The sequence below is a fragment of the Pseudomonas sp. 18175 genome (assembly GCF_050432925.1).
GTDB lineage: Bacteria > Pseudomonadota > Gammaproteobacteria > Pseudomonadales > Pseudomonadaceae > Aquipseudomonas.
This window is the reverse complement of record NZ_JBKFTO010000007.1, coordinates 44,513-59,372: the sequence shown is the minus strand read 5'-3', so window position 1 is coordinate 59,372 and position 14,860 is coordinate 44,513. Positions and strand designations below refer to the sequence as shown.

The following is a 14,860-nucleotide window of genomic DNA, read 5'->3' as shown; positions in this document are numbered from 1 at the left end:
CACCGCATTCGCGAGCAAGCCCGCTCCCACATGGGTTTGTATTCCATAAATTGGATTTTGTGTGTTCAGGGTTTGTTGGCGGGAATGCCGTACTTGCGCAGGCGATGGGCAATCGCCGTGTGGGAGGTTTGCAACCGGCTGGCCAGTTGGCGAGTGGAGGGATAGCTGGCGTAGAGCTTCTCCAGCAGGCTGCGCTCGAAGTCTTCCACGGCCTGTTCCAGGCTATCGACTTCGTTGTCGCTCTGGCGGGCCACCGAGGTGCCGGCGATGTCCAGGTCGCCGATGTCCACCAGGTTGCTTTCGCAGATGGCGGCCGCGCGGAAGATCACGTTTTGCAACTGGCGCACGTTCCCCGGCCAAGGGTTGCCCAGCAGCGCCGGGTAGGTGCCGGGCGCCAGGCGGCAGACCGGGCGCTGGATCTGCGCGCAGGCCTGCTGCATGAAATAGCGCGCCAGCAACAGGATGTCCTGGCCACGTTGACGCAGCGGCGGCACTTCGACGTTGAGCACATTCAGGCGGTAGAACAGGTCTTCGCGAAAGGTGCCTTCGCTGACCATTTTTTCCAGGTCGCGGTGGGTGGCGCTGAGGATGCGCACGTTGACCTTCACTTCACGGTCGCCGCCGACACGGCGGAAGCTGCCGTCATTGAGAAAGCGCAGTAGCTTGGCCTGCAAATACGGCGACATTTCTCCGATTTCATCGAGAAACACCGTGCCTTGGTTGGCCAACTCCATCAGTCCCGGTTTACCGCCGCGCTGAGCCCCGGTAAATGCACCGGGCGCATAACCGAACAACTCGCTTTCGGCGAGGTTTTCCGGCAGCGCCGCGCAGTTCAACGCCAAAAACGGCGCACTGTGCCGCGCACTGCTGGCATGGCAGGCTCGCGCAACCAGTTCTTTACCGGTGCCGGTTTCGCCCTGGATCAATAGCGGCGCATCCAGCGCCGCAACCCGCTGCGCACGCGCCTTGAGGGTGCGAATTACCGGCGATTCGCCGAGCAACGCATCAAAGCCTTCGGCATGGTCATGGTGCAGCGCCGAGAGTTGTTCGCCGATGCGGTTGGGTTGATACAGGGTGAGCAGGGCGCCAGCGTCGGTAATCGGCGTGGCGTCCAGCAACAGGGTTTGGCCGTTGACGCTGATCTCCCGCAACGGCAAACGGAAACCTTGCTCCAGCAAGGTGGCCAGCAGTGCAGGGTCGTTAAACAGTTCGCTGATGCTTTCCCCGGCAGGTTCGCGGCCGTAAAGGGCGATCAACGCCGGGTTGGCCAACAGGATCTTGCCCGCGCTGTCCAGGGCCAACACCGGGTCGGTCATGGCGGCCAGCAGGGCGTCGAGCTGCAGGTGGCGGCGTTGGCCGGGGAGGATGTCGACCACCGTTACCGCCTGTACGCCGTGCACGCTGAACAGCGCGTCGCGCAGTTCTTCGAGCACTTCGGCACTCAAGGTTGGCGCGTCGATGTAGACGTTGGGCGGCACCATTTCCACCGCATCCAGGTTGAGATTGCGCCCACCGAGCAGGGCCAGGACTTCCTGGGTGATGCCGACGCGGTCGATGAAGCTGACGTGGATACGCATGGGGTGGGTGGCGATTCTGCAGAGCGAGAGGTGGCAAGTATGCCTTGCAGCGAGGGTAGAGGTGAAATCTCACATTGGGTGGAGATTAAAATGTGGGAGCGGGCTTGCTCGCGAATGCGGTGGGTCAGTCACTTGATTTATCAACTGACCCACCGCATTCGCGAGCAAGCCCGCTCCCACACAAGCCCGCTCCCACAGGGGATTTGCGGTGTTCTTACGCTAGGTGTTCAGGCTTGATCGGGTCGCCCGATTTCACATCCAACTGATGCCGCACATCCTCGAACATCAAGTCGTACTGCTTGTGCATCTGGCCGTTCAGCACCGCGATTTTCGGCATGCCGTACTTCTGCGCGATGTTCATCGCATGCCGGGCAAAGTCGTACGCCTGGTCCTTGGGCAAGAAGAACTCTTCCTTGAGGTCCTTGCCCTGTACCGAGCCATGCAGCTTGAACAGCATCCCCTTGCCTTCCTTGGGGTCCTGGCTGACTTCGTAGTCCAGGCACAGGTTGTAGCTGTAGTCCTGCGGGTTCAGCGCGTGACGTTCGATGTGCATGTGTCCCGGTTCAAAGGTGGCCATAGGCGTCTCTCCTCTACTTCACAGATAGGTGATGCCAGGTTTTGCCGTGCTGATGCGCGTACCGGCGCTGCCCTGGACGATGGCTTCGATGTCCGAGAGTGAACCGATGACTGCGGTTTTGCCAGTCTTGCGGGCGAACTCGCAGGCAGCTTGCACCTTGGGCCCCATGGAGCCGGCGGCGAAGCCGAGTTTTTCGATGTCATCCGGGTGAGCCTGGCCGATGGCCTTTTGGGTGGGCTTGCCGTAGTCGATAAAGGCCGCGTTGACGTCGGTGGCGATCACCAGCAGATCAGCGTCCAACTGCGAGGCCAGCAGCGATGAGCACAGGTCTTTGTCGATTACGGCCTCAATGCCACGCAGCTTGCCGTCTTCGCCGTACATGGTCGGGATGCCGCCACCGCCGGCGCAGATCACGATGCTGCTTTTTTCCAGCAGCCATTTGATCGGGCGGATTTCGAAGATACGTTTGGGGCGCGGGCTGGCAACCACGCGACGGTATTTATCGCCATCCGGCGCAATGGCCCAGCCTTTTTCGGCGGCGAGTTTTTCCGCTTCGGCTTTGGCATACACCGGGCCGATGGGCTTGGTGGGGTTCTTGAAGGCGGGGTCGTTGGCGTCCACTTCCACTTGGGTGAGCAAGGTGGCGAAGGGCACCTCGAAGTCCAGCAGGTTGCCCAGTTCCTGTTCGATGATGTAGCCGATCATGCCTTCGGTCTCGGCGCCGAGTACGTCCAGCGGGTAGGGCGACACCTGGGTGTAGGCCGCTGCCTGTAGCGACAGCAGGCCGACTTGCGGGCCATTGCCGTGGGCGATCACCAGCTCGTTGCCAGGGTGGATCTTGGCGATCTGTTCGGTGGCGATGCGGATATTGGCGCGTTGGTTGTCCGCCGTCATGGGTTCACCACGGCGGAGCAGGGCGTTGCCGCCCAGGGCTACGACGATGCGCATACAGAGTGTCCTTCCGTAATTCTGCGTTGTGAACACGGGACTAAATGTGGGAGCGGGCTTGCTCGCGAAAGCGGTATGTCAGTTAGCCCATGTATCGACTGATACACCGCTTTCGCGAGCAAGCCCGCTCCCACATGTGCTCCGTGTTCCTTCAGTTATTTACAGGTCGGCGAGGGTAGAAACCAAAATCGCCTTGATGGTATGCATGCGGTTCTCCGCCTGCTCAAAGGCAATACACGCCGGCGACTCAAACACGTCGTCGGTCACCTCAATACCGTTGGCCAAATGCGGATACTGCTCGGCAATCTGCTTGCCGATCTTGGTATCGCTGTTATGGAACGCTGGCAAACAGTGCATGAACTTGGTGCGCGCATTGCCGGTGGCTTTCATCAGCTCGGCGTTGACCTGGTAAGGCAGCAGTTGCTCGATGCGCTCGGCCCAGGCTTCCACCGGCTCGCCCATCGATACCCACACGTCGGTGTGGATGAAGTCCACGCCCTTGACGGCGGCTTTCGGGTCTTCGGTGAGGGTGATGCGCGCACCGCTTTCTTCCGCGTATTTTTTGCAGCGACCGACTAGATCATCGTGGGGCCACAGGGCTTTTGGCGCGCAGATACGCACGTCCATGCCGAGCTTGGAGCCCACCAGCAGCAGCGAGTTGCCCATGTTGTTGCGGGCGTCACCCAGGTACGCGTAGCTGATCTCGTGGATCGGCTTGTCGGCGTGTTCACGCATGGTCAGCACGTCAGCAATCATCTGGGTGGGGTGGTATTCATCGGTCAGGCCGTTGAATACCGGCACACCGGCGAACTTGGCCAGTTCTTCGACGATCTCTTGCTTGAAGCCACGGTATTCGATGGCGTCGTACATGCGCCCAAGTACACGGGCGGTGTCTTTCATGCTTTCTTTGTGGCCGATCTGCGAGGAGCCCGGGTCGATGTAGGTGACGTTGGCGCCTTGGTCGTAGGCCGCCACTTCAAAGGCGCAGCGGGTGCGGGTGGAGGTTTTTTCGAAGATCAGCGCAATGTTGTTGCCCTTGAGGTGTTGCTGTTCAGTGCCGGTGTACTTGGCGCGCTTGAGGTCGCGGGACAGGTCCAGCAGGTAGCGCAGCTCGCGCGGGGTGTGGTGTTCCAGGCTGAGCAGGCTGCGGTTGTGGATGTTGAACGCCATGATGATTCTCCTTGGATTCGGTAATCGGCCCGGTCGGCACGTTTTGAGTGCCGCCGAGTGGAGGGTCGCTTAGTAGTCGATAGGGTCACGGATGATCGGGCAGGTCATGCAGTGGCCGCCGCCACGGCCCCGACCGAGTTCACCGGCGCTGATGGTGATCACCTCCACACCGGCCTTGCGCAGCAGGGTGTTGGTGTAGGTATTGCGGTCGTAACCGATCACCACACCAGGCTCCACGGCCACCACGTTGTTGCCGTCGTCCCATTGCTCGCGCTCGGCGGCGAAGGCGTTGCCGCCGGTTTCCACCACGCGCAGGGTTTTGAGCTTGAGGGCGTCGGCGACCACGTCGAGGAAGCTGGCGTCTTCGCGGCGTACGTCGATGCCGCCGGGCTTGGTTTCATCGGGGCGCAGGCTGAAGGCGACGATCTGCTTGACCACTTCCGGGAAGATGGTGACCAGGTCGCGGTCGCAGAAGCTGAACACTGTGTCCAAGTGCATCGCGGCGCGGGATTTAGGCAGGCCGGCGACGATCACGCGTTCCACGGCCTTGTGTTTGAACAGGTTCAGTGCCAGTTGGCCGATGGCTTGGCGCGAGGAGCGCTCGCCCATGCCGATCAACACCACGCCCTTGCCGATGGGCATCACGTCGCCGCCTTCCAGCGTGGCGTTGCCGTGTTCCTTGTCGGGGTCGCCGTACCAGATCTGGAAGTCGGCGTTGGTGAACTCAGGGTGGAATTTATAGATGGCGGTGGTCAGCAGGGTTTCCTGGCGTCGCGCCGGCCAGTACATCGGGTTGAGTGTGACGCCGCCGTAGATCCAGCAGGTGGTGTCGCGGGTGAACTGAGTGTTGGGCAGCGGCGGCAGGATGAAGCTTGAATGCCCGAGGAAATCGCGGAACATCTCGATGGTCTTGCCACCGAAGCTGGTGGGCAGGTCGTCGGCGGACACGCCGCCAATCAGGAATTCGGCGATCTTGCGCGGCTCAAGGCTGCGCAGCCACGAACCCACTTCGTTGACTAGGCCCAGGCCGACCTGGTTGGCGGTGATCTTGCGTTCCAGGATCCAGTCCAGGGCTTCGGGGATGGCAACGATGTCAGTGAGCAGGTTGTGCATTTCCAGCACATCAATATCCCGCTCGCGCATTTTGGTCACGAAGTCGAAATGGTCGCGCTTGGCCTGGGCCACCCACAGCACGTCATCGAACAGCAGTTCATCGCAGTTGTTGGGGGTCAGCCGCTGGTGGGCCAAGCCTGGGGAGCACACCATGACTTTGCGCAGTTTGCCGGCTTCGGAGTGGACGCCGTACTTCACTTTTTCCGTGGTCATTTCAGATCCTCCAGTGAACAACGAATTACAACGTTAAAAAGCCGTCGTAGAGCCCATAGGCCGCCACCAGGGCGCCAATGACCACTGCGGCGAAAATCAGCTTCTCGACGTTGGTGAATACAGGTTTGCCCAGTTCACGCTTGGCCTTGGCGAACAAAATCGCACCGGGGGCGTAGAGCAGGGCGGAGAGCAGCAGGTATTTGGTGCCGCCGGCGTAGAGCAGCCAGATCGCATAGATCAAGGCGATGGCGCCGATGAACAGGTCTTTCTTGCGCTCGTGCAGGGCGTTTTCGTAGGTCTCGCCGCGCACCGCCAGCAGCAGCGCATAGGCCGCTGACCACAGGTAGGGCACCAGGATCATCGAGGTGGCGAGGTAGATCAGCGACAGGTAGGTGCTGGCGGAGAACAGCGTGATGATCAGGAACAGCTGCACCATCGCGTTGGTCAGCCACAGGGCGTTGACCGGCACGTGGTTGGCGTTTTCCTTACGCAAGAACTCCGGCATGGTGTGGTCTTTGGCGGCGGAGAACATGATCTCCGCACACAGCAGCACCCACGACAGCAGCGCGCCCAGCAACGAGATGATCAAGCCGACGCTGATCAACACCGCGCCCCAGTGGCCCACTACGTGCTCGAGCACGGCCGCCATCGACGGGTTCTGCAGCTTGGCAAGTTCCGGTTGGGTCATGATCCCCAGGGACAGCACGTTCACCAGCATCAAAAACAGCAGCACGGTGATAAAGCCGATCACGGTGGCCTTGCCCACGTCGGAGCGTTTTTCGGCACGGGACGAGAAGATGCTCGCGCCCTCAATACCGATAAACACCCACACGGTGACCAGCATCATGTTGCGCACCTGGTTCATCACACTGCCCAGTTCCGGGTTTTTCACGCCCCAGATGTCTGCGGTGAAGATGTCCAGCTTGAACGCAAACAGCGCGATCAACACGAACAGCACCAGCGGCACCACTTTGGCGACGGTGGTCACCAGGTTGATGAACGCCGCTTCCTTGATCCCGCGCAGCACCAGGAAATGCACGGCCCACAGCAGCACTGAGGCACCAATCACGGCCGCCGGGGTGTTGCCTTCGCCGAAGATCGGGAAGAAATAACCGAGGGTGCTGAACAGCAACACGAAGTAACCGACGTTGCCCAGCCAAGCGCTGATCCAGTAGCCCCAGGCCGATGAGAAACCCATGTAATCGCCAAAACCGGCCTTGGCGTAGGCATACACGCCGCCGTCGAGGTCGGGCTTGCGGTTGGCGAGGGTCTGGAACACGAACGCGAGGGTCAGCATGCCGATGGCGGTAATCACCCAACCGATCAGCACCGCGCCCACATCGGCACTGGCGGCCATGTTTTGCGGCAGTGAGAAAATCCCGCCACCAATCATCGAGCCCACGACAAGTGCAACCAGTGCACCAAGCCTAAGTTTTCCGGGAGTTTCAGACATTGCGTGACTCCAATGCAGGAGAAGAGAGACCACAGAATAATTCCGTGCGCTATTCAAACAGCTGACTCAGATCACTTCATTGGCACATTCCATTGTGAATTAATGACTTAGGTTGGTAATTCGTAGGCGATACTAGTCCTCGGAAAGGCGCGGCGTAGAGCCGTTCCTCAATTGTGGTTAATGATTTAGTCAGGTCTATGGACGTTTGAAGCTAGACCGTATTTGCGGATGTGCAAACTTTTTGAACAAAGTTTCACCAAGGCGCTATAACGATTAGGCGCAGGGCAGTATTTAAAATCTAAATAAGCCTAAACTTCATCGCCTGACAGACCATTAGGTTATGACAGTGTCTGTTTTATCGCCGTCTCTAATAAACGCTACACTCGCTGAGTTAATTAGTTGAGTGCACGGTTGTTAGCTCAAACTGTTATTTATCCAGGAGTGTTCATGTCCCAGCCGGCCCAAAAGCTTCGACTCAGTGCCCTGATCGCCTTGGTGGTGGGGTCGATGATCGGCGGCGGGATTTTTTCCCTGCCGCAGAACATGGCTGCCCGCGCCGAGGTGGGCGCGGTCTTGATCGGTTGGGCCATAACCGCAGTCGGCATGCTGACCCTGGCGTTTGTGTTCCAGACATTGGCCAACCGAAAACCTGAGCTGGATTCCGGGGTTTACGCCTACGCCAAGGCCGGTTTTGGCGACTACATGGGGTTTTCATCGGCCTGGGGGTACTGGATCAGCGCCTGGATGGGCAATGTCGGTTACTTCGTGTTGCTGTTCAGCACCCTCGGCTACTTTTTCCCGGTGTTCGGCCAGGGCAATACGCCGGTGGCCATCGGCTGTGCGTCGCTGCTGCTGTGGGCCGTGCACTTCCTGGTGATGCGCGGGATCAAGGAGGCCGCGTTTATCAACCAGATCACCACCGTGGCGAAGATCGTGCCGCTGCTGATGTTTATCGTGATCGCCGCCGTGGCCTTCAAGGCGGATATTTTTACCCGCGATATCTGGGGCCTGGGCAACCCGGCGCTGGGTGATGTGGTGGACCAGGTGCGCAACATGATGCTGGTCACGGTGTTTGTGTTTATCGGGATCGAAGGCGCCAGCGTGTATTCGGCGCGGGCCGAAAAGCGTTCAGACGTGGGCCGCGCTACGGTGATCGGCTTTCTTGGCGTGCTGGCACTGTTGGTACTGGTGAATGTGCTGTCTCTGGGGATCATGAGCCAGCCTGAGTTGGCCACACTGCAAAACCCGTCGCTGGCGGGGGTACTGGAACATATTGTTGGCCCCTGGGGCGCGATGGCCATCAGTATCGGCCTGGCGGTGTCGCTACTCGGTGCGTTGCTGTCCTGGGCGTTGCTCTGCGCCGAAATCCTCTACGCCACCGCCCATGACAAGACCATGCCGGCCTTCCTGAAAAAGGAGAACGCCAACCAGGTGCCGGTCAATGCGCTGTGGCTGACCAATGTGATGATCCAGCTGTTTCTGGTGATCACGCTGTTTTCCCACAGCACCTACACCACGCTGATCTACCTGGCTTCCTCGATGATTTTGGTGCCGTACCTGTGGTCGGCGGCGTACGCGGTGCTGCTGAGCGGGCGCGGTGAAACCTATGAAGGTGCCCATGGCCGGCGCGTGAAGGACCTACTGGTAGCGCTGGTCGCCCTGGGCTATGCGGTGTGGCTGCTGTATGCCGGTGGCCTCAAGTACCTGTTGCTGTCGGCGCTGCTGTACGCACCTGGCGTGATCCTGTTTGCCCTGGCCAAGCGCGAACAGGGGCAGCCGTTATTTACCCACATGGAGAAGGGCATTTTCAGCTGCGTGATTGCGGGCGCCGGGCTGGCGGCGNCAAGACCGTTGAAAACGCCAAGATCGACACCGTGATGAGCAACAGCTTCGGCTTCGGTGGCACTAACGCCACCCTGGTACTGAAACGCTGGCAGGGCAAGTAAGGCCTGTAGCTTGATCGCATGAAAAAGCCCCGACTGGTTCGGGGCTTTTTTATGGGCGGATGGATTTGAGACCGAGTCGCCTGCTTCGCGAGCAAGCCCGCTCCCACACTTGAGCGCATTCCAAAGGATGTACTCGGTCAAGTGTGGGAGCGGGCTTGCTCGCGAATGCGTACTGAAGGTCACCACTGCGCCCGATGTGCCCCCAATTCTCCAGCTGCCAGATCCCACTGCAACGGTGTGCCGCTGATGCTCAACGGTGGCAATAATCGGTGGGCTGGGCCCCAACTGGTCTGTTCGACTAGCAAGCCTTGGTCATTGGGTTCCTCGGCCCTCAGCGGCGGTTGTTCGGGAACCTGCCCGGCTTGCATCAACAACGATGCGGTGCGCGCCAACGACAACTGCGCCGCCCCCCCGCGGCCGGTTTCCAATCGCTCGCTCAATGCTTGAATCGCACTGGCCGCCATCAGATACCCCGTGGCGTGATCCAGCGCCTGCAACGGCAGCGGCACCGGTTTATCCGCCTGTTTCCAGGCCATGCCCGCGTCAGCAATCCCGCTGCTCATCTGCACCAGGCTGTCAAAGCCCCGGCGATTACGCCACGGGCCGCTCCAGCCGTAGGCGTTGAGACTCACGTCGATCAGGCCGGGGGTGAGGGTTTGCAGTTCGTCGGGGGTGTAGCCCAGGTGTTCAAGGGCGTCGGCGCGGTAGCCGTGGAAGAGAATGTCGGCATCCTTGAGCAGGCTTTCGAACATCTGCCGGCCTTCGGGGCTTTTCAGGTCCAGGCGTGCGCAGCGTTTGCCCAGGGTCATCTCCGGCACCACGCCGGGTTCGTTCCAAGTGAGGGAGTCGATGCGCAGCACATCGGCACCCAGGCCTGCGAAAAAGCGACTGGCGACGGGGCCAGCCAGCACGCGGGTAAGGTCCAGCACCTTGATGCCCGCCAGCGGCCGCGCCACCGAGCCGCGCCAGGGTTTGTCGGTGGTGGTTTCAAACGTGTGGCGTTGCACCAAGGCTTCTGCATTCACTGCCAACCCTTGGGGGTGGGCTTGCCAGGCCTGCCATGAACGCATCTGCGCGGCGCAACCGCCGGCATCGACAATCGCCTGCTCCAGTTCGGCGGCGTTCCAGGTGGCGACCTTGCTGGCCATTGCGACGCGGTCGGCGACCTTGCCCAGTACGCGCTCGGCAGCGGCGCGATGATGGGGGGCGTTGGTGTGCAGGCGAATCCAGCCATCGGCGCTGGCGTAGTCTCCGGCCACCGGGTCCCACAGCGGCGGCACTTGCCAGCCCACCGGACGGATCGAGGAGGAAAACCAGAACGATGCCAGGCGCCGGTCCACGCTGACGCCTGGCAGGCGCCCGGTCTGTTGCGCGATCAACTGAGCCACCGCCTGGCCGGCGGCGCCGATGCTGGCGCTGGCCAGTTCGGTGACGGCGAAGGCTGAGGGCAGGGCGCCAGCTTCGGTGGTGGTGAGTGGTGTGTGCGGTAAATCGAGTGCGGCTTGGATGGGTGTCAGCAGGTCAGTCATCAAAGGCCCTCCGTAAGAGAAGGACCACTATAAGAGATGATCAGGGCGGTGTGACCACCCCAGGTTCCAGCGGCAGGTCGATGCTGGCGATAAAACCGCCGTCGGGGTGGTTGGCCAGGACCAGGCTGCCGCCATGGCGTTCGGCGGCGCGGCGTGCAATCGCCAGGCCCAGGCCATGGCCTTGTGCGGTCTGGCCTGGGGCGCGGTAGAACGGCTCGCCCAATTGGCTAAGGTGCTCGGCTTCGACGCCGGGGCCGTGGTCGCGCACGCTGATCAAGATACGGTCGCCCGTGCGTTGGGCCTGGAGTTCAATCGCCTGGTTTGGCGGGTTGAAACGCTGGGCATTGCGCAGCAGGTTGTCCACCGCCCGCTCGATCATGGTCGGCCAGCCCTTGAGATGCAGGCCGGCTTCGGCGGTGAGTTGTACTTTTTGCTCCGGCGCGCTGAGCAGGGCGTCTTTTTGCAAGGTCTTGAGCAATGGATTGAGGTCCACATCCTCGGCGCTGGCGTTGTCGGCATCGACGCGGGCCAATACCAGAATTTCGCTGATCAAGGCTTCCAGGCGATCACATTCACGGGTCAGGCGCGGCCAGAGTTTTTCCCGCTCCTCGGGGCTGGCCCGCTCGGCCAGGGCCAGGGCGATGCGCAGCCGGGCCAGGGGGGAGCGCAGTTCGTGGGACACATCACGCAGCAACTGGCGCTGGCTGCCGATCAGGCTTTGCAGGCGGGCGCCCATGCGGTTGAAGTCGGTGGCGAGCACGCCAAACTCATCGCGGCGGTTGGCCAGGCGTGCCAGGCTGTTTTGCTGGTAGGTGGCCTGGCCCAGGTCATGCACCGCACCGCGCAGGCGGCTGAGGGGGCGGGTGATGGACAGCGTGACCAGCAAGCTGAACAGGGTTAGCACCACCAGCGCAATTGCCAGCGCACTCAAAGGCCAGAGCAGACTGTTGCGGTGCCAGGCGTCCAGTTCCGGGTGGGGGATGCGGTAGATCAGCAGGTAGGTGTCACCGGTTTTTTCGCTGGTGTACTCGGCAGTCAGGCGCCGCCACGGTAGATGGCCGTCCTGGCTGTCGTTCTGGCGGGCTTCGAAGGCGGCGGCGCGGCGGGGGAAGGTGCCGCGCACCACCGGCTCGCCGCTTTCGTTCAGCACTTGCACGTCGATGTGGTACTGGCGCTTGCGCTGTTGCAACAAGTCCTGGGCGGCGTCTTCGCCTTGGGTTTCGTAGAGCTGGGTCCACTCTTCGGCCAGGTTGTTAAGGCCAGGGTGGCGGCTGAGAATCCAGGCATCTTGATTGAGCATATGCCCAAGCAGGATCGACAACCCGGCAACCAAGGCGATGGCCAGCCAGAAACTGGCCAGGATGCGCCAGAACAATGAACGCACAGGAAACCCTCAAAACAGGAAAAGCCCAGTGGCGAGAGGCCACTGGGCTGGGAGCGTTAACGCGTGGGCATTATTGCGCTTTTTGCGGCTGTTGCGCTTTCCAGGCCTGGAATTCCTTCCATTCGGCACGGCGCTGCTCTTGCTTCTTGACGATCTCGTCGAATTTCTTCTGTTGATCGGGCTTGAGCACGGCACGGATGTCGGCTTGGGTTTTCTGCTTGCCGGCGGCGATTTCGTCCTGCATGGCTTTCTGGTCAGCGGCTGGCAGCTTGTCCAGGTACTTTTTGGTCAGGTCTTTGCGAGCGTGCCATTGGTCGCCCATCAGCTTGCCGATCTGCTGGCGCTGTTCGCGGCTCAGGTCCAGCTGGCTGAAAGGGCCACCTTTGCCACGCGGACCGTGTTCACCGCCGTGGCCCGGGCCACCCATCATGTGACCTTCCGGGCCGCCCATCGGGCCTGGGCCTTCTGGCATGGCAGCCATGGCAACGGTAGGCAGGGCAGCGGCGAACATCAAAGCGATAAGGGTCTTGCGCATGGTGATTCTCCTGTCTCTATTCCGGTGAGTCCGGATGTGAGTAGATTACGGAGATGAAGGTCAGCGGCAGTCAGGGGAGCGTAAAGCTTGGGTAAAGACAGCTTTTATCGAGGCTGACAAAAGCCTAGAGATCAAGGAGGTCAAATGTGGGAGCTGGCTTGCCTGCGATGCAGGCAACTCGGTCTGTCAGCTAGATCTAGGTGATGCCATCGCAGGCAAGCCAGCTCCCACAGAAGAGCAACGAGGCACCTGTCAGGGGGCGTAGTAGTAACCACGGCTGCGCAGGGCCACGATCCGTGGCCGGCCATCGGGGTGCGGGCCGATCTTTTTGCGCAGGTTGCTGACGTGCATGTCCAGGCTGCGATCGTAAAGGGTCAGCTTGCGGCCCAGGGCAATCTGCGCCAGTTCCTGTTTATCCAGTGGCTCGCCAGGCTGGCGCAGCAAGGCTTCCAGCAGGCGGCTTTCGGAGACGGTAAGGGCAAATTCCTGCTCGTCGATGCTGACGACGCCACGCTGCGGGCTGAAACACAAATCACCCAGCTCAAGCTGCGTCGACACTGCCGCCGGGTGGCTGCGGCGCAATACTGCGCGCAGGCGGGCGGTCAGTTCCCGTGGGTCGCAGGGCTTGGCCAGGTAATCGTCGGCGCCCAGTTCCAGGCCGAGGATACGGTCCAGCGGCTCGCCCCGGGCCGAGAGCATCAGCACCGGCAGCTCCGGGTGGTCGTTGCGCAATTGCTTGAGCAGCTCCAGGCCGCTGCCGTCGGGCAACATCACGTCGAGCACCACGGCGGCGGGTGCATTGTCGGCCAAGGCTTTGCGCGCGCTCAGGCCGTCATGGCAGGCGCGCACCTGGAAACCTTCCTGGCTCAACCAACTGGTCAGCAGCTCACAGAGCTCCTGGTCATCATCTATCAGTAACAGCTCGCTCATGACTCACTCAATTTAGCCATTGTCGACGGCGACGGTGCCCACCACTGGCGAAAATCCCGCACAGCAGGGCGATCAGTGCGACGGCGCCACCGGTGACAAACCACTGTTGTTGCTCGGTCAGCCATCGGGTCAAGGCACCGCCCTGTGAATCTTTGAGTTGCTGGGCCAGGCGTTGGTTCTCGTGGCGCAGGCGACTCAATTGGGCGCTTTCGCGGCTGGCGTCTGCATTCTGCAGTTGCTTGCTCAGTTCTTCGCGCTGGCGTTCGCTTTCTTTCAAGCGTTGCTGCAACTCGGTGATCTGGCTGCCGGCACTCAACGACAGTGGCGTGGAATTGCCGGTGTTCGGGGTTTCTTCAGCGTGGGCCGTAGCCCCGATCATTAACACTGCCAACAGACACAACTGACGTAAGCGCATCGGAACTCCTGATTCCACACGAATATTCAGATCGTTGTCGGCAGGTTACCGAGAATAATGAGCAATTAGGAGTGTGCCGAACGTAATAGGTTCGACACATTCCCAGGTCAAGGCAGGACTTGCTTGAACGGCTTGATCACGACATCAGCGTAGACGCCGGCCGCGATGTAGGGATCGGCCTTGGCCCAGGCTTGGGCATCGGCCAGGGAGGCGAACTCGGCGACGATCAGGCTACCGGTGAAACCGGCGTCGCCCGGGTCGTTGCTGTCTACCGCCGGGTGCGGGCCGGCCAGCACCATGCGGCCTTCGGCTTGCAGTTGCTTGAGACGCTCGACGTGGGCGGGGCGCACGCTCAGGCGTTTTTCCAGGGAGTTGGCAACGTCGGTGGCAATGATGGCGTAGAGCATGTCAGTCCTCGGTTTTTGGCGTAGTAGGGTCGGCGTCATGCAGGTGGCGCGACAGGTAGATACCCTGGCCGATCAGGAACAATACGGTCATGCCCAGGCTGCCGAAGACTTTAAAGTCGACCCAGTAGTCCTGGAAGGTAAAGGCCACGAACAGGTTGGCGGCGCCGCAGAACAGGAAAAACACGATCCAGGCCACGTTCAACCGCACCCAGACGGGTTCCGGCAAGGTCAGCGCATGGCCCATGATCCGCTTGATCAGCAAGCGATCACCGATGAAGTGGCTGCCGATAAAGACCAGGGCGAACAGCCAGTTGACCACCGGGGCCTTCCACTTGAGGAAGGTTTCGCTGTGGAAGGCCAGGGTGAGGCCGCCGAATACCAGGCACGCGACCAGGGTCAGCCATTGGCTTTTTTCCAGTTTGCGTTGGGAGATGAAGATGGCGCCGTAGACCACGATGGAGCTGATGATCAGTACGGCGGTGGCACTGTAGATGCCTCCGAACGACAGCTCATGGCCGGCGATATCGATGACCCTTGGGTCGAGTTTGGTAACGATGAAAAACAGCAACAGCGGGATGAAGTCGATGAATTGTTTCACAGTAAGAGCCAGAAGCCGGATGTGGCGGCATAATAACAAACATCCTTGGTAGCGAAAGCGCCAGC

General features: G+C 60.9%; 14 protein-coding genes and 1 pseudogene. 2 read left to right on the top strand and 13 right to left on the bottom strand.

Features of this window, described 5'->3' with window-relative positions; translation table 11 throughout:
* Positions 1 to 65: 65 nt before the first annotated feature.
* The 6 genes from ACLD1Y_RS11560 to arcD (ACLD1Y_RS11535) form a co-directional block, all read right to left on the bottom strand.
* A complete protein-coding gene (locus ACLD1Y_RS11560) occupies positions 66 to 1,577 on the bottom strand; it encodes a sigma-54-dependent transcriptional regulator (RefSeq protein WP_429478129.1) in 1,512 nt (503 codons plus the stop codon).
* 214 nt (positions 1,578 to 1,791) lie between these two features.
* Entirely contained in the window at positions 1,792 to 2,154 is a 363-nt protein-coding gene (locus tag ACLD1Y_RS11555; protein ID WP_429478128.1) for a DUF5064 family protein, read from the bottom strand.
* A gap of 18 nt (positions 2,155 to 2,172) precedes the next feature.
* On the bottom strand, positions 2,173 to 3,102 hold the full coding sequence (gene arcC, locus ACLD1Y_RS11550; protein ID WP_429478127.1) for a carbamate kinase: 930 nt from the start codon (positions 3,100 to 3,102) through the stop codon (positions 2,173 to 2,175).
* 159 nt (positions 3,103 to 3,261) lie between these two features.
* Positions 3,262 to 4,272: an ornithine carbamoyltransferase gene (locus ACLD1Y_RS11545; protein WP_429478126.1), complete on the bottom strand. Its 1,011-nt coding sequence runs from the start codon at positions 4,270 to 4,272 to the stop codon at positions 3,262 to 3,264.
* 69 nt (positions 4,273 to 4,341) lie between these two features.
* Positions 4,342 to 5,598 (bottom strand): arginine deiminase, encoded by a 1,257-nt coding sequence (arcA, locus tag ACLD1Y_RS11540; protein WP_429478125.1) that lies wholly within the window; start codon positions 5,596 to 5,598, stop codon positions 4,342 to 4,344.
* A gap of 25 nt (positions 5,599 to 5,623) precedes the next feature.
* Positions 5,624 to 7,051 (bottom strand): arginine-ornithine antiporter, encoded by a 1,428-nt coding sequence (gene arcD / locus ACLD1Y_RS11535; RefSeq protein ID WP_429478124.1) that lies wholly within the window; start codon positions 7,049 to 7,051, stop codon positions 5,624 to 5,626.
* A gap of 447 nt (positions 7,052 to 7,498) precedes the next feature.
* Between arcD (ACLD1Y_RS11535) and arcD (ACLD1Y_RS11530) the strand changes: the two genes are divergently transcribed.
* Both arcD (ACLD1Y_RS11530) and ACLD1Y_RS11525 read left to right on the top strand, forming a co-directional pair.
* A complete protein-coding gene (gene arcD, locus ACLD1Y_RS11530) occupies positions 7,499 to 8,929 on the top strand; it encodes an arginine-ornithine antiporter (protein WP_429478123.1) in 1,431 nt (476 codons plus the stop codon).
* A pseudogene (locus ACLD1Y_RS11525) lies at positions 8,896 to 8,997 on the top strand (hypothetical protein); the annotation flags it as partial. The gene arcD (ACLD1Y_RS11530) and the pseudogene ACLD1Y_RS11525, both read left to right, overlap by 34 nt.
* A gap of 179 nt (positions 8,998 to 9,176) precedes the next feature.
* Here the strand turns inward: ACLD1Y_RS11525 and ACLD1Y_RS11520 are convergent.
* The 7 genes from ACLD1Y_RS11520 to ACLD1Y_RS11490 form a co-directional block, all read right to left on the bottom strand.
* The gene (locus ACLD1Y_RS11520; RefSeq protein WP_429478122.1) at positions 9,177 to 10,526 is read right to left on the bottom strand and encodes a CoA transferase; all 1,350 of its coding nucleotides are present in this window, start codon (positions 10,524 to 10,526) and stop codon (positions 9,177 to 9,179) included.
* Positions 10,527 to 10,566: 40 nt separating this feature from the next.
* Positions 10,567 to 11,910, bottom strand: a complete 1,344-nt coding sequence (locus tag ACLD1Y_RS11515; protein WP_429478121.1) for a sensor histidine kinase — start codon at positions 11,908 to 11,910, stop codon at positions 10,567 to 10,569.
* Positions 11,911 to 11,980: 70 nt separating this feature from the next.
* A complete protein-coding gene (locus tag ACLD1Y_RS11510; protein ID WP_429478120.1) occupies positions 11,981 to 12,445 on the bottom strand; it encodes an LTXXQ domain protein in 465 nt (154 codons plus the stop codon).
* A gap of 252 nt (positions 12,446 to 12,697) precedes the next feature.
* Positions 12,698 to 13,375, bottom strand: a complete 678-nt coding sequence (locus tag ACLD1Y_RS11505; RefSeq protein WP_429478119.1) for a response regulator transcription factor — start codon at positions 13,373 to 13,375, stop codon at positions 12,698 to 12,700.
* Positions 13,376 to 13,382: 7 nt separating this feature from the next.
* Entirely contained in the window at positions 13,383 to 13,790 is a 408-nt protein-coding gene (locus tag ACLD1Y_RS11500; protein WP_429478118.1) for a translation initiation factor 2, read from the bottom strand.
* 107 nt (positions 13,791 to 13,897) lie between these two features.
* On the bottom strand, positions 13,898 to 14,197 hold the full coding sequence (locus tag ACLD1Y_RS11495; RefSeq protein WP_429478117.1) for a YciI family protein: 300 nt from the start codon (positions 14,195 to 14,197) through the stop codon (positions 13,898 to 13,900).
* 1 nt (position 14,198) lies between these two features.
* Entirely contained in the window at positions 14,199 to 14,795 is a 597-nt protein-coding gene (locus tag ACLD1Y_RS11490; RefSeq protein ID WP_429478116.1) for a septation protein A, read from the bottom strand.
* Between the last annotated feature and the right edge of the window lie 65 nt (positions 14,796 to 14,860).

Coding starts and splice junctions, on each gene's coding strand:
- arcA (WP_429478125.1), bottom strand. CDS start 5,598: ATGACCACGGAAAAAGTGAAGTACGGCGTCCACTCCGAAGCCGGCAAA.
- ACLD1Y_RS11520 (WP_429478122.1), bottom strand. CDS start 10,526: ATGACTGACCTGCTGACACCCATCCAAGCCGCACTCGATTTACCGCAC.
- arcD (WP_429478124.1), bottom strand. CDS start 7,051: ATGTCTGAAACTCCCGGAAAACTTAGGCTTGGTGCACTGGTTGCACTT.
- arcC (WP_429478127.1), bottom strand. CDS start 3,102: ATGCGCATCGTCGTAGCCCTGGGCGGCAACGCCCTGCTCCGCCGTGGT.
- ACLD1Y_RS11505 (WP_429478119.1), bottom strand. CDS start 13,375: ATGAGCGAGCTGTTACTGATAGATGATGACCAGGAGCTCTGTGAGCTG.
- ACLD1Y_RS11555 (WP_429478128.1), bottom strand. CDS start 2,154: ATGGCCACCTTTGAACCGGGACACATGCACATCGAACGTCACGCGCTG.
- ACLD1Y_RS11510 (WP_429478120.1), bottom strand. CDS start 12,445: ATGCGCAAGACCCTTATCGCTTTGATGTTCGCCGCTGCCCTGCCTACC.
- ACLD1Y_RS11500 (WP_429478118.1), bottom strand. CDS start 13,790: ATGCGCTTACGTCAGTTGTGTCTGTTGGCAGTGTTAATGATCGGGGCT.
- ACLD1Y_RS11495 (WP_429478117.1), bottom strand. CDS start 14,197: ATGCTCTACGCCATCATTGCCACCGACGTTGCCAACTCCCTGGAAAAA.
- ACLD1Y_RS11545 (WP_429478126.1), bottom strand. CDS start 4,272: ATGGCGTTCAACATCCACAACCGCAGCCTGCTCAGCCTGGAACACCAC.
- ACLD1Y_RS11560 (WP_429478129.1), bottom strand. CDS start 1,577: ATGCGTATCCACGTCAGCTTCATCGACCGCGTCGGCATCACCCAGGAA.